This is a genomic window from Patescibacteria group bacterium (assembly GCA_018896645.1).
Lineage (GTDB): Bacteria > Patescibacteriota > Patescibacteriia > UBA2591 > JABMQE01 > JAHIMF01.
Genome location: JAHIMF010000087.1, coordinates 38049 through 52438, shown reverse-complemented (window position 1 = coordinate 52438; position 14390 = coordinate 38049). Strand labels below are relative to the sequence as shown.

General features: G+C 40.6%; 13 protein-coding genes, 3 tRNA genes and 1 pseudogene. 15 read left to right on the top strand and 2 right to left on the bottom strand.

What is annotated here, in order from left to right:
- Positions 1-1101, top strand: a 1101-nt coding sequence (locus KKD20_06685; protein MBU4332762.1) for a hypothetical protein, incomplete at its 5' end; no start/stop codon positions are given.
- 3 nt (positions 1102-1104) lie between these two features.
- Positions 1105-1178: transfer RNA gene (locus KKD20_06680), tRNA-Gln, on the top strand.
- 65 nt (positions 1179-1243) lie between these two features.
- Here the strand turns inward: KKD20_06680 and KKD20_06675 are convergent.
- Complete coding sequence (locus tag KKD20_06675; GenBank protein ID MBU4332761.1) at positions 1244-2551, bottom strand: ISNCY family transposase; 1308 nt, start codon at positions 2549-2551, stop codon at positions 1244-1246.
- A 163-nt stretch (positions 2552-2714) separates the two neighbouring features.
- Between KKD20_06675 and KKD20_06670 the strand changes: the two genes are divergently transcribed.
- From KKD20_06670 to KKD20_06625, 10 genes and pseudogenes are all read left to right on the top strand, one after another.
- Positions 2715-2789 (top strand) — tRNA-Thr (locus KKD20_06670).
- A gap of 32 nt (positions 2790-2821) precedes the next feature.
- Complete coding sequence (gene rpmG, locus KKD20_06665; protein ID MBU4332760.1) at positions 2822-2977, top strand: 50S ribosomal protein L33; 156 nt, start codon at positions 2822-2824, stop codon at positions 2975-2977.
- 139 nt (positions 2978-3116) lie between these two features.
- A tRNA-Trp gene (locus KKD20_06660) sits at positions 3117-3190 on the top strand.
- A 194-nt stretch (positions 3191-3384) separates the two neighbouring features.
- Entirely contained in the window at positions 3385-5727 is a 2343-nt protein-coding gene (locus KKD20_06655) for a VWA domain-containing protein (protein MBU4332759.1), read from the top strand.
- 200 nt (positions 5728-5927) lie between these two features.
- Positions 5928-6977, top strand: a complete 1050-nt coding sequence (locus tag KKD20_06650; GenBank protein MBU4332758.1) for a carbohydrate kinase family protein — start codon at positions 5928-5930, stop codon at positions 6975-6977.
- A gap of 133 nt (positions 6978-7110) precedes the next feature.
- Positions 7111-7428, top strand: a complete 318-nt coding sequence (locus tag KKD20_06645; GenBank protein ID MBU4332757.1) for a DUF4258 domain-containing protein — start codon at positions 7111-7113, stop codon at positions 7426-7428.
- Complete coding sequence (locus tag KKD20_06640; GenBank protein MBU4332756.1) at positions 7425-7712, top strand: hypothetical protein; 288 nt, start codon at positions 7425-7427, stop codon at positions 7710-7712. Before KKD20_06645 ends, KKD20_06640 begins: the two co-directional genes overlap by 4 nt.
- A gap of 136 nt (positions 7713-7848) precedes the next feature.
- Positions 7849-8415: a phosphate propanoyltransferase gene (gene pduL / locus KKD20_06635; GenBank protein ID MBU4332755.1), complete on the top strand. Its 567-nt coding sequence runs from the start codon at positions 7849-7851 to the stop codon at positions 8413-8415.
- A 123-nt stretch (positions 8416-8538) separates the two neighbouring features.
- Positions 8539-9597, top strand: a complete 1059-nt coding sequence (locus KKD20_06630; protein MBU4332754.1) for an acetate/propionate family kinase — start codon at positions 8539-8541, stop codon at positions 9595-9597.
- Between the two features lie 186 nt (positions 9598-9783).
- A pseudogene (locus tag KKD20_06625) lies at positions 9784-10011 on the top strand (hypothetical protein).
- Between the two features lie 164 nt (positions 10012-10175).
- Here the strand turns inward: KKD20_06625 and KKD20_06620 are convergent.
- Positions 10176-10373 carry a hypothetical protein gene (locus KKD20_06620; protein MBU4332753.1) on the bottom strand — a complete coding sequence of 66 codons (198 nt, stop codon included), beginning with the start codon at positions 10371-10373 and terminating at the stop codon, positions 10176-10178.
- Positions 10374-10473: 100 nt separating this feature from the next.
- Between KKD20_06620 and recJ the strand changes: the two genes are divergently transcribed.
- From recJ to KKD20_06605, 3 genes are all read left to right on the top strand, one after another.
- A complete protein-coding gene (recJ, locus tag KKD20_06615) occupies positions 10474-12192 on the top strand; it encodes a single-stranded-DNA-specific exonuclease RecJ (protein ID MBU4332752.1) in 1719 nt (572 codons plus the stop codon).
- Between the two features lie 107 nt (positions 12193-12299).
- Complete coding sequence (locus KKD20_06610) at positions 12300-13799, top strand: hypothetical protein (GenBank protein MBU4332751.1); 1500 nt, start codon at positions 12300-12302, stop codon at positions 13797-13799.
- Between the two features lie 91 nt (positions 13800-13890).
- A complete protein-coding gene (locus tag KKD20_06605) occupies positions 13891-14355 on the top strand; it encodes a ribonuclease HI family protein (GenBank protein MBU4332750.1) in 465 nt (154 codons plus the stop codon).
- Positions 14356-14390 lie beyond the last annotated feature (35 nt).

Here is a 14390-nt window from a genome sequence, read left to right as displayed (position 1 = left end):
GTAGGGGTTAAAGAATTAACAGAAAGGCTTAGCCATCTTGCCAAACAAGAGGGATTAAAGATTGATAAAGATGTCTTGGTCACGATTGCCGCGCGGAGCGAGGGCTGTATTCGGGATGCGGAAAGTTTGTTGCAGCAGATTTTGTCTTTGGGGGAAAAAAGGATAACCATGGATGAAGCCAGTTTGGTTTTGCCGCGTTCGGACATAAAATTAGTCATCAATTTTTGCGAGCACTTATTTAAAAATGAGATATCTGGGGCTTTACAATTGGTTAATAATTTGCTAGAAGAGGGGGTTGATTTGGAACAGTTTGTTGGTGATACTATTGAGTTTTTAAGAAAACTTCTAGTCTATAGCGTTGATCCCGAACTCGCAACACTGAAAGCAGAGCTGGATGAAGATATTGAAGAGAAACTAAAGAATTTAAATACCCAAACCAAAACCCCGCGAATTGCTTTTCTAATTTCTCTATTTATTGATAAAAAAAGAGAAATCAAACAAGCCGAAATACCCCCGCTTCCTTTGGAGTTATTAGTGGTTGAGTTTTGCGAAAATCAAGAAAACAAGAAATCAATCCAGCCAAAGACTGATCACCCCTTGGGTGAAAATCAAAAAAACAATCAAACCCATTCAGCAGGCTCAGGGCAGGCAATTGAACAATCTGCCCGCAATGCTCGCGCAAGCGAGGCAGGCGGGTCGAACAATATATCACTGGACAACGATATAAATAAGGACAAAGATGTTAGTAATGTTAATGAAAGAGCGGGTGATATAAGCTTCGACTCAATCAAAAATAATTGGGATAAAATATTGCTGGAAATAAAAAAACAGAACCATTCAATTTCTGCATTTTTAAAAACTGGTCAATTAATTGCTTTTAGCAATCAGATTTTACAAATCAGGTTTTCATATAAATTTCACCAAGACAGAATTAAAGATGTTAAGAATAAGCGGATAGTGGAACAATGCATTTCTCAAGTCGTGGGCCAGCCAGTTAAACTGGAATTTAAAACACTAGAGGTGAATAATAATGCCGGGAAAACTAACCGTGTTATAGAAGATGCTTTGGAAGTGTTTGGCGGGGAGTTGGTGGAAGAATAATATTCGGGGGTCGTCTAATGGCAGGACAGTGGGTTCTGGTCCCACTAATCGGGGTTCGAATCCCTGCCCCCGAGCCAAGTTTTGTCAAGGCAAAATAGAAATGTCCTACTTGTAGCAATTTAGAAATGTCCTACCCGAGGGTTTAGACGTTGATTGGTTCGACCTTTAATTGGCGAGCATATTGAGGCGAAAAGATGAAAGGTTTTCGCCATGGATGATCAATCGGCGGTTTCCAGGCGGGCTCGGCCTTGGTTAAGAATTTCACTTTCATTTTTATCTTTTCCGGTCTTTTCTCAAGCTCTTTGAAATTAAGATATTTGTTTCTTAAACTGATAAAGATTTTTCCATCTAATCTTTTTTCAATTTTGACTTTATCTTTTCGGCAGATTGTGGCTGGTTGGATTTCGTCTAATTGGTACCATCTGCTTTCGTAGCTGATTGTAAAATCGTTATTGACAATTCTCGTATCTTGAAACGAAAATATCTGTTCTAAATTTTCTTTTTCAACTTTATTCAAAACGCGATGAAGATTATTTTTGCTTCTCGGAACGACCGCAAACTTGGCGTTGAATTTAGGAATGAAAACTTTTTCTAAAAACTCATTAGCTTCGTCAATCGTTGAAATATTGGCCAGCCGCAATTCTTTAATTAGCCGATCTTGCAGGGTGCCGAACAATCTTTCAATCCGGCCCTTGGCTTGGGGCGAATGAGCGTGAATTACCGCGATGTTTAAATCTCTCATTGCCCGCTCAAATTGGGTTAAGGCGCTGGAGTCGTCTAAGAGGCGCCTGGCATTGACTTTGTAGGTAGAATGCTTATCCAAGTAGATTTCAAGGGGTTTGCCGTGTTGGCTGACATAATCTTGCCAAAAGGAGAAAACCGGGACAACGTCCTCGTCAGTGGTAAAGCTGGCTTTGGTTATCTCGCCTTTGCCGTCATCAATTGCCGCCAGAAGACAGCACACCGGCGCTCGGCCTTCAAGCCAATCATGGTAAGAACCGTCGAATTGTTCCAGCTCGCCGCAGGCCTCTTTCCTTGGTCGCCAATATCGATGCTCCTTATTTTTCTTTCTTGGTTTCGGCTGCCATAATTTTTCCGCTATCATTATTTGTCTAATCTTTTCTTTAGATAATTTTATCCCATAATTCTCTTCCAATTTCTCCGCCGCGAAAGCGGGCTTGAAATCAGCATACTTTTTCTTTAAAAAATCTTTGGCTTTTTCAATTGTCTCATCGGGGATTTTACGGTTGCCGGCTCGGCCGCGGCTGCCGTGGATTAAACCTTGGGCTCCGGAATTGTTAACTTTTCTTTTCAACCTTCTTATTTGCCGGACCGATAAATTAATCTGCCTTGCCGCTTCTGCGCCGTTGATTTTCCCGGCGATCAAATCTTTGATAATGTCATACCTTGATAATTCTTTGGACGACATAGCGATTAGTTCTTGGGTCATAATTTTCCTTGTTTAGCTAGTTAATTAACCTGCAAAGAATTATGACACAAATTTAGTCGGGTAGGACATTTCTATTTTGCTCTACTAGGACATTATCATGTTGCTACGACACGAGCCAAGTTATGTTTGACATTTTTCTTTTTTTATGATAATAATAAGTAATGCCGAGATAGCTCAATGGTAGAGCAACTGTTTTGTAAACAGTAGGTTGGGGGTTCGAATCCTCTTCTCGGCTCCAGAGTAAATTATTAATTATTAACTATTAAACGTATGTCCCAAGATAACCTCATAAAATTAGAATGCACCGAGTGCAAACGAATTAATTATCATTCCCGGAAAAATAAAAAAACCGTGAAGGATAGGTTGGAATTGAAAAAGTATTGTAAGTGGTGTCGAAAACACACGGTGCACAAGGAAACCAAATAAACTCCTTTTTGATGTTTTGTTTCTTAATTGGTAGTCGGGGGTTGAGGAATATTTTAATTTACTATTTATTATCCAGTTATTTACTATTTTTCTGCTTTTATTTTCGCTTAGTTATTAAGTGAATAATAAATAATAAAGGGGGCGATTAGTTAAGTGGTATAACATCGGTTTCCAAAACCGAGATCGGGGGTTCGATTCCCTCATCGCCTGCCAAAGAAATACTGATTTTAAATACTTATTTTAATGATTTTTTTTATCCTTTGACATTTATATTGAAGTTTGATAATATAAAAAATTGCGGGTATAGAACGTTCATTTATAAATCAAGAAAGGAGGTGGGAAAACCTATCAGTCGTCTAATATGGCAATCAATCATCTAACGCCAAAAAAGGAAAGGAAAGAAGGTTATGGCCGAGAAAAAGGTTCAGGGGGGAGCAGAGAAAGAGGCGAAAGCACCGTCCACCATCCCCTTGAAGCATATTAGCTACAGTGCAGAAGTTGATGGCATCTTTGCTGGCGTGAAGTGCAGCCAGCAGTTTAAGAATGAGGCTCAAGAATCAATAGAAGCAGTTTATGTTTTCCCAATGCCCGAAGAGGCAAGTGCGACAGGCTGCGCTATGCAGATTGGTGAACGTAGGGTTGAGGCGGAACTCAAAGAACGGGAAAAAGCTCGCAAGAAGTATGAAGAGGCCATTGAGACCGGACATCATGCTTCACTGCTGGAGCAGGAGAGAGTTAATATTTTCACTATGAATGTTGGTGGTATTGAGCCGGGTGAAGAAATAAATGTTGAAGTGAAGTATGTCCAGCGAGTTCCTTGGCAGGCAGGCGGCGGCCGGTTTGTTATCCCCCTGGTAGTGGCGCCAAGATTTATTCCGGGGGAGCCTACTGGGCAGCAAGCTGGCGGCTGGTCACCAGATACAGACGAGGTGCCAGACGCTTCGCGGATTACGCCGGTAGTTGCCAAGGAGGGTGTACCTTACAATGCAGACATCACGGTTAGATTTTCACCTGGATTCAGATGCCAGCTTTCCAGTCCTTCGCATCCTGCTATTGTTGAGGAAAGAGAAGTAGGCGCGGACGAGACGGTTGAAATCCAGACTGGCGACATTCGAACAGACAGGGATGTTATATTAGTTTATGAATCTTTGTCTGAAGTGCCGGAGGTCGCGGTCCATAAGGGAGAGTTTGACAGCGAAAGCTTTGTTCTGGCCAGCATTGTGCCTCCTGGAGAGGTGACACCAGTTGGTTCAGATATCGTGGCGGTTTTGGATTGTTCGGGTAGTATGGGTTTTATGTCTGGTGCTAAGATTGAAGGTCTTAAGGTTATTGCTAAAAAGATTGCGGGAAATCTTAGAGCGCAGAATGTTGATCACCGATTAGGTATCCTGCCTTTTAGTAATAAAGAGATGGTTTGGCCCAGTCATCCCATTGGAGAGATTACCGAAGCCACAGAGAAGTTCATTGATAGGCTGAAGGCCAGTGGTGGTACGGACCTGGGGCCGGCGCTTACTCAAGCACACCAGATGTTCACTGATTCTGGCCGGCCAGGTGTAATACTGCTGGTGACAGATGGCCAGACCGAAAGTCTGCGTTACACTGGCAAAGGTGTCCGTATTATCTCGGTGGGTATTGATACGGCTGTAAACGATGAAGTTATTAAAATGTTGGCTAAAGAAACCGGGGGTACATGGGAATGTGTTTATCCTGGTGAGGGTTATGATGCAGTGGCTGGTAGGATGACGGGTTATATTTCTGGTCCGGTTCTTGAAGGTGTTTCCGTGGAAGCCAAAGGTGCTGATGTTGTTGGTCTTTCTGATGTCTTTAAGGCCAGGCCAGCGACTATTAGCCTTCGCTTCAAGGCCGAGCCAGGTCAGATCATCATCAAGGGTAAGAATCCAGTTGGTGAAGTGCTTTCATGGGATTTGCACATTGCAACGGCCGATGAGTGCAACTTCGCTACCCATGTTTGGGCCAGGGATTATATTCGGGAAAATCCGGATAAAGATACCCAGACCGAAACGAGCCTAAAGTATGGCGTTATTTGTAGGTACACCTCGTTTGTGGCCGTGTCCTTAAAGGAAATTCCCGGCAAGAAGCCCGAGAGAATAGAGATTCCTGTTAATTTGCCAACTGTTTGGGAATGGGAAGAAGGTTGGGGGACTACTGGGGTTTATTTGGGATTAATGGGAGCCCGTCGGATTCAAGCTGGTGGAGTAAAAAGGGGGACAGCCAAGGAGTTAACCTATCTTGGTTTTCCCACAGGCCGAGGAGTTATCCGGCGCATTCCGCCAATTCCCAGACCACCAGTACTGCCCAGGCCTCAACCAGTAATACCGACAGCAGTCAGATTCACTCTTGATGCCAAAGATGTTGTGGACCGTTTAGTAGCCATTCTATCCAATATTAAAGAAGACCGCGAAGCAACGGAAAAGGCTTTTGCTGGTGTGGGGCAGGAGTTCATCCCAGAAGAAGCCGGTAAGCTGCCCGAAGATAAAAAGGCAATGGCCTACTATTTTGCAGTTCGTTTAGCCAGCTATGGCTTGAAATTGGACAGGCATGTTGTGGCCGAGCTTCGGGCCAAACCCAAATCTGAATTAGCTCTGGCTTGGTATAATTTGGCTTTGAGAGAGGAAGGCCGTCCGAGCCCGGCAATCTTGCCAGCTGGTGATGAGGCTTCTGAATATATTGCTTGGAAGTTTGGTACGGGGAAGCGGCCCGAAGATGGAGAATGGTCGTTGATTCCCTGATTGTTCCTTAGAATAAAAAAGTAAGCGGAAAGGTTTTTTCATGCCTCTCCGCTTTTTTATTTGCTATAGTTTTTATTTTTTTGTATAATTATAGTACACGGATTGCCACCGATTAAAGCGGATAGCCGCAGTTCACAGATATGTTTTATCAATTTTTTGAACAATGAATAAATAAATAGCTGAATAATAAATAATAACCTATGCCTATCAAGAAACTTGACATTCTAACAATCGGCGGGGCTACCCGGGATATTATTTTTTATACTGACGAGGGTCAGGTAGCGAATAATAAAAAAGACCCAACCCGTCAAAGGTTGGTTTGTTTTGAGCAGGGAGCCAAGATTAATATTGAGGAAGCTTATTTTTCCACTGGCGGCGGAGCTTGCAATACCGCCGTGGCTTTTTCGCGATTAGGGCTAAAAACCATTACTATTGCCTGCATTGGAGATGATAAGGAAGGTGAAAAAGTAAAAGAGGATTTAAAAACCGAGGGAGTTGATACATCATTTGTTCAAGTTAATAAGGATGGGGCCACTGGGTTTTCTTTTATCGCCATAACCCGTAGCCACGAGCAAGAACACGCGGCTTTTTTGTATCGAGGAGCTAACAACGGCCTAGACATCAGTAAGGACGATTTAAAGAAAGCCAATAGTAAGTGGGTGTATTTGTCGTCTTTAACCGGGGCGGATTGGCAATCAATTTTAAAAACTATTATTTCCTATGTTCAAAAATCAAAATTTCCGCCTGGTGGTTGGCGGAAACGGTCAGGCACTAAGCTGGCCTGGAATCCTGGCAGTACTCAACTTGAAGGTGGAAAGAAAATTTTAGATAAATTTTTGCGTTTAACAGATGTTTTAATTTTAAATCAGGACGAGGCGATAGAGTTGGTGCTTTCTGACAAAACCATTGGCAAACCAAATTCTCACATTAAAAAAGCCGAATATTTATTAGAAACGATTTATGGCTGGGGTGTTGGCATGGTAGTTATCACGGCTGGAGAAAAAGGAGTTTATGCGTATGACGGTGACAAACTTTATCATAAAAGAGCGCGCAAGACAAAAGCGGTTGATACCACTGGTGCCGGCGATGCTTTTGGTTCGTCGTTTATAGCTGGCCTGCATTTGTATAATAATATTGAAAAAGCTTTAAAATTGGCATTGATAAATAGCGCTTCGGTGGTGGCGGAGATTGGGACGCAGAAGGGACTTCTAAGGTTGTCAGATATTAAAAAGTTGGGAAGTAATTTATAGTAACTCGTTGTAACTCATAGTAACACAATAGTAACACAATGGCAACACAATGGTAACTCATTGTTTTTGGAAAAGAAAAAAAGGCCCAGGGTTTGATTTCAATCTTTAATTTTTTATTAAAATGTCTAAAATAATGTTACCAGAAATTGCAGAGATTTATGAAGTTATTTGTGTTTTGGGTAAAAAAATTAGAACGACTAAAAATTACTGGAGATATATCTCGGAGACAAAACATGCGGATTTAGCTGGTAAGCTTGATTTAGTTTTATTATGTTTGACTAAGGCGAATGAAGTTTGGAAAAAGAAAGATGTTCATATTTATTATCATAAAATTAATAAGCATTGGGTTTGCGTTGTAACGCGCCACTTGAATAATGATGGATTTATTGTGACCGTATATTTAACAAGCAAATCCAAGAGAAAGGGGAAGAAAATATGGCCAAAAAAATGAGTAATAAAAAAAAGAAAATTCAAATTTTTATTGATCCTTACGGGAACACAATTAATGTTTGGTGGGGCAACCCAAAAGATTCTTTTATATCTGAAGAAGCAGATGACTCTTGGGATGTAATTGCCTTTAATAAAAAGAGGGTGCCAATTGGCTTTGAAAAGATTGGCTTTTTTCCTGATGAGCTTGATCCGATGAGATATGTAAAGAATCCGATGAAGTTGTTGAAGAGCGGGGAGTTGCCCGTAGGGATAAAGTTGGGAGTGGATAAGAAATCAAGAAGTTAGAAAAAATGAAAAGTAACTTATTGTAATAAGCTCGGTTCGCCTGCGGCTCACCTTCGCGTAATTTATTGTAACTCATTGTTTTTGGAAAAGAAAAAAAGCCCAAGGTTTGATTTTTTAACCTTTAATTTTTGTCAAGATGTCTAAAATTTTAATTGAAGTTTCCGCTCGGCATGTGCATTTATCCCAAGAACACTTGGAAAAACTTTTTGGCCGGGGATATGAATTAAAACCCTTAAAAGAACTTTCACAAAAAGGCCAGTTTGCGGCAGAAGAAAATTTAACACTGCAAACTAAACAAGCGGAGATTGAAAAGGTGAGGATTTTAGGCCCCGTCCGCGAGCAAACCCAAGTAGAGTTAAGCGCTACTGATGCTTATATTTTAAGAATTAAGCCACCCCTGCGTTTGTCAGGCGATATTAAAGATTCACCGGGGATAAAGATTATTGGTCCTAAAGGTGAAGTTAGTCTGGAACAAGGTGTTATATTAGCAAAACGCCACATTCATGCGGATCATAGTGATGCTAAAAAGTTTAGTGTTTCTGATGGCCAAGAAGTATCAGTTAAAGTTGCGGGTAGGCGCGAGGTAACTTTTCATAAGGTGGTTGTCAGAGTTCATGATGAGTATGTCTGGCGCATGCATGTGGATACGGATGAGGGGAATGCGGCGGGTGTTGTAAGGACTATGCGCGGGGAGGTTATTTAAGACATTTCAGGTAGAGATATTTTTTTCTGTGAGATTTATTAATTTATTGGTTTATTAGCCGTGATTCACTGATTTTTTGTTTAATAAATTAATAAATAAATAAACTAATAAATTAAATCACCCATGCCCAGCTCAATTCTCGTCATCAACACCGGTTCCACTTCACTTAAATATAAACTTTTTGATTTAGAAAGTTTTAGAGTTTTAGCTTTGAATGATTTTGCTGGCGTGGAAAATCATGATGAAGCTATAAAACAGGCCTTGCGCGAAATTGGCAATCTTTCAACTCTGGTAGCCATTGGCCATCGGGTAGTGCATGGCGGCGCAGAATTTAGCGAGCCGACAGAGATTATCAAAGATAACATTGGACGATTAGAGGCCTATAATAAACTTGCCCCCCTGCATAATCCTTATAACATCGCGGGCATCAGGGCTTGTTTAGAATATCTGCCGGGTATTCCTAATATTGCAGTTTTTGATACTGCTTTTTTTAAAGACTTGCCAGACAAAGCCAAGATTTATGCTATTCCTTTTGAGTTTTATAAAGAGCATGGCATTCAGCGTTTTGGTTTTCATGGTATTTCTCATAAGTTTGTGGCCCAGCAAGCCGCTGAAAAATTAGGTAAACCTCTTTCTAAAATTAATCTCATTACTTGTCATTTGGGCGGCGGAGCCAGTATTACTGCCATTAGGCAAGGCAAACCAGTTGATACTTCTATGGGGTACACCCCGCTTGAGGGGCTGGTAATGATGACCCGTCCTGGTGATATTGATGCAGGCATCGTGCTGCACTTAAAAAATTCAATGAATGGCAATGATAAGGGAATGGTTTCTGGATTATTAAACAGGACTAGTGGCATTAAAGGAATCTGTGGAATAGGTGATTATTTGGATTTACTCGAGGCAGTCAAACGTAAAGATAGCCGAGCCTTGTTAGCATTTAATATTTTTGTGTACCGCATTCAAAAGTATCTTGGCGCTTATTTAGCAATACTTGGCGGAGTTGATGCCATAGTTTTTACTGGCAAAATTGGCGCCGGTAAACCGATTACCAAAGAGAAGATAACTAAGAACTTGAAGGTTTTGAGGGGGGTGAAGATATTGGTGATTCCCAGTGATGAAGAGCTGATGATAGCCCGGGAAGTGAGTGAGGCGTTGAAAACAGGGAGTGATGAATCATAGCTAGTTTTAAAATAAGGATTGGCAACTAATAGTAATAAGCTCCCCCGGTTGCGACCGGGGTCGCGTAATACAATTGTAATACAATAGTAACTCAATAGTAATAGAGTTGTTATTTTTGGAATAAACTAATAAATCAATAAAAGCGAATCCGAACGAAGTGAGGATGAGCGCAATAAATCAATCTGCATGAATAAAGAACTTAAATTAGAAATTTTAGAAAAAATGTCAACCTTAGTGACCGCGGGTTTTGGTTTAGTAGCGGCTTTGGCTTGGAATGAGGCCATAAAGAAATTATTTGAGACGATTTTTGGCAAACAGTCTAATTTAATTGCCATGTTTGGGTATGCGATTATTGTGACCGTGATTGTGGTGTTGGCTACGGTTAAACTGGGGCGATTAGTTAACAAGGTAAAAGAGGAATTGAATAAGGAGGAAAAGAAAGAGTTGGATGAGCTGTGTGAGGAGAGGGAAAAAGTTAATAAGGTTAATAAGTAGTTAATAGAGTTAATATTTTTTGTAATAAAAAAAGCCCTGATCAATATTTGACCAAGGCGAGAACTGGTTATGACTGCGTATTATCAGGTAGCCGTCAAGCTTGTTTCGACCTGCAAGGCTACCTCTGACCCGCGTCTTTTGCGGATCAGCACAATCATCGCTCCAAAGTATATCCCCACAGGATGATTCATAAAGGTGTTGAGCATGGCAGTTTTTATCTCTTCTATCGATGGCTTGTCGTCTCCTACTACTTTTTTGAATTTTTTTAATAAGTCCTCCATATTACCTCTTCCTCCTTAGATTTAGTTTCAGAGTAGAATGTAAGGACATACATCAAATTTAAGTTGTCATATTAGAAATATTTTGTCAAGTTTTTTGTATATGCAAAAACAATGGAAAATTAAAGAAAAAATCAGCGATAAAATAAAAAACGAGTTCCCAGAGGTGAACTCGATTATTTTACAATTGCTTTATAATCGCGGGTTGACTAAGCAAAAAGATGTTGATGAATTTTTAAATCCAGATTATGGCCAGGATAGCCATGATCCTTTTTTGTTTAAAGACATGGAGAAAGCAGTGGCTAGGATTGGGCAGGCAATTGAACGCGATGATAAAGTATTAGTCTATGGCGATTATGACGCTGATGGCGTGTGCAGCAGCGTGGTGTTGTATGAGATATTTAAGAAATTGGATTTGGATGTGGAAGTGTATTTACCGCATCGGGAGAAAGAGGGCTATGGTTTAAACATGAAAGCGTGCGATTATATTATTGGACAAGGAGTAAAATTAGCAGTAACAGTGGATTGCGGGATCAGTAATAAAGATGAGATTAAAAAATTGCAGGATGCCGGTATTGATGTGATAATTTTAGACCATCATCATCCGCCAGCAAAATTACCCAAGGCATACGCAATTATTGATGCTAAAGTTGAGGGAGAAATTTATCCATTTAAAGAGTTAGCAGGAGTGGGGGTGGCGTTTAAATTTGTGCAAGCGTTAGTCAGTAAAGGTAAGCTGAAACAAGGGCAGGAAAAATGGTTTTTGGATTTGGTGGCCTTGGCAACCGTGGCTGATTGCTGTTCTTTGCTTGGCGAGAATCGGACTTTAGTAAAATGGGGAATGGTGGTTTTAAATAAGACAAAACGGCTTGGTTTGCAGGAGCTGATTAAGGCCGCAGGCAGAGAACTGGGCAAGATTGATACTTATGCGATTGGGTATCAACTTGCGCCTAGGATCAATGCGGCCGGTCGGATGAATCACGCGAATGGAGCTTTTAAATTATTGATATCTAAAAATGCGGCAGAAGCCGAGAAATTAGCTTTGGGCTTAAACAAAGAAAATGTTGAGCGCCAAAAACTGACTGACAGGATGGTGACCGAAGCGAAAGCCCAAATTGAGCCCTTCCGTGAAGAGGCAAAATTAATTTTTGTTATCAATCCAGAGAAAGGGGATTGGCCGCCCGGAGTTGTCGGGTTAGTCGCGGGAAAACTATGCGAGCAGTACCATCGGCCGACATTAGCCCTAGGCAGAAGCGAGGACGGGAAACTTGTTGGTTCTGGCCGTTCAATTGACGAGTTTAATATTATTAAGGCCGTGACAGAGGCGAGCGAATATTTATCTCATTTTGGGGGGCATTCCGGCGCTTGCGGATTTACTATAAAATCGGATGGCGATACAGAACCGTTTAAACAAAAAATGATAGAAATTGCCGAAAGTCAGCTTAAAGATATTGAACCAAGTCCGGTATTGGAGGTTGATGCTCAAGTTGGATTAAGGGAAGTAAGCTGGGAATTATTTGAGCAATTAGAAAATTTTGAGCCGTTTGGCGATGATAATCTTAAACCCCGATTTTTGGCAAAAGATTTGGAAGTGGCTGATTTTTCAGCAGTGGGCAGTGATGGCAAACATATGAGGTTGATGTTGAATCAATGCGAGGTTAAGAATCGAAAGACGATTGGATTTGGCTTTGGTGATTGGTGCGGGCGACTTAAAGTAGGCGATAAGGTAGATATGGTGTTTGAGGTTGATGTGAATGAGTGGAACGGGAATCGGGAATTGCAGATGAAGATTGTGGATATGAAATTAGTAACTGGTCACTAGTCACTGGTCACTAGGGTTTGTTTAAAGATGGTTTTTGAGCTTGTGATGGTTGGGTACTAATATTCACGAATTTGTACGCTAATTTTTAACTTTTTAAAAATGATTTTATGGGAGAAAGAGAACCAAAACAACCAAATTTTTCAGAATCGGAATTCGGGAAAAAACAGGAGGAGGCTTTGGAAATGGACGAGAAGGCTCGCGAGATGGTTGAAAAAGGTGAAGTGAAAAGCAAGCAGGAGGCGGTGGAGATGATGGAGGAGAAAGAGATGGAAGAGAAGACGGTTGAAGAGATGCTTAAAGAGGCGCTTCCCTTGGCATGGGAAGAAGCCTTAAGATTTGCTAAAAGAGAGGGTTTTGCTGTTAAGGAAGAAATTAAGAAAAGAATTGATTTGGCTAAAAAATATAATTTAGAAGTTGAGCATTTTTTCTATGATCCGGAAGAGTTAAACAAAGAAATCCCTAATCAGCAGGAGTTTGTGAAAACTGCTGAAGGATTAGAGTTAGTTAATGAATTTGCAGAAGAATTTTCCAAGCATTACAAAAAACCGATGTTTTGTATTTTTAACGCACGCAATGGGACAATTTTTTCTTATGGTATGGATACATTGAGTACCCAACTCAATACGCAGCTTGAGAAAATTACTGTCAAAGAGGAGAAAAGTGTCCAAGAATTAAGGAATGAGTTTGCTCGCGGATTAAAGGAAAATCCGCATTACAAGATGAATAAAAATCTAGCTTTAATCGAAACTGCAAAAAATTGGATGAATCAAGGTAAGATAGAATATTTATCTTTAGGATTGAAAAGATTTAGAGTATCTTCGGCAACGGCTGACGCATCATCTGATTACAGGCATGCTTTTAATCCTCGAGAAGAAGCTGTAATGAAAGAGTGTGTTAAAATGTTGGAGGATGATCTATGTAGTGTTGTATTCATTGATGCATCTGCTAAATTCCGTCAAACATTAGATTTTCCACACTCATTTTCGGCAATCGACAGCGAAATGGCTCGTCAGGGAGCAGACAGAGGTTTTGAATTTACCGAATTAATGGAGCCAGGTGTCGAGATAAAAAGGTCTGTAAAATATGCGGTAAATGAAACTGATTTTCGTCGTGAAAAGTGGGGATTTTTAGATGTTACATCATCAAAATCGATGAAGACAGGAAAAGAATGGTTTCAATGGTTTGATAATTTTCCGCAGTTATATGGTAAATTTGGTAAAGAGTTTGGACATCGTGATCGAGTTTTTGAGCTTAATAAAGGGGGAGAATCTTCGAATGAACGTATTATCCAATCCGCTCAACGCATTGAATATCTTTCCCAAAAAGTCAAAATAGCTTTAAGATATTATCAAAAAGATGAAGAAGACAGAAATTGGTACGAGAGGAATTTTGAGGGGATAATGTTGGGTAAAAAAGATGCACCGGAGAAGGGGAGCAAAGAATATTTGGAAATGCTTAGAAAATGGGTGCCGTACGAGTCGGATGAGAAGGGCGAGGCGAAACTTGATGACAAGGGTTATCCAATTCCCAGAAAAGAAGCGCCGATGACGATGGCGGCGGAGGATGAGTTGGCACGGGTGGAGGCGGCGATGGGGGAGTTAAAATAATAGACGAATTCGTAATAGACGAATTTGCACGAATTGGTACACGAATAATACGAATTACGAATTTACCGAATTCGGTTTTAAACAAAATTTTATGCCAAAAAAACTAAAAATTTATACCGACGGCGGAGCAAGGGGTAACCCTGGTCCAGCTGCTTATGGTGTTGTTATTTATGATGAAGGTGGCAAGAAAATTGGTGAATATTCAAAATATATTGGTGAGACAACAAATAATCAGGCAGAATATCAAGCGGTTGATTTTGCTATGCAAAAAGCCAAGGAACTTAAGGATAGCGCCATTCAACACAATTCCTCTCGGTCTGACTCGAGGTCCGCGACAGGGCCTTCGGAGATTGAAATTTATTCAGACAGTGAGTTGATTGTTAATCAGCTAAACCAAAAATATAAAGTTAAAAATCAAGAATTAGGCAAGTGGTTTTTAAAGATTTGGAATTTGCGGCAGGGGATTGGGAGGGTGAGTTTTATTCATGTGCCCAGGAGTAAGAACAAGGAAGCGGATAGGTTGGTTAATGAGGAGTTGGATAGGAAGGCAGGATAGATTTTGTTTGGTAATTTTGATAATTTTTTAAAAAA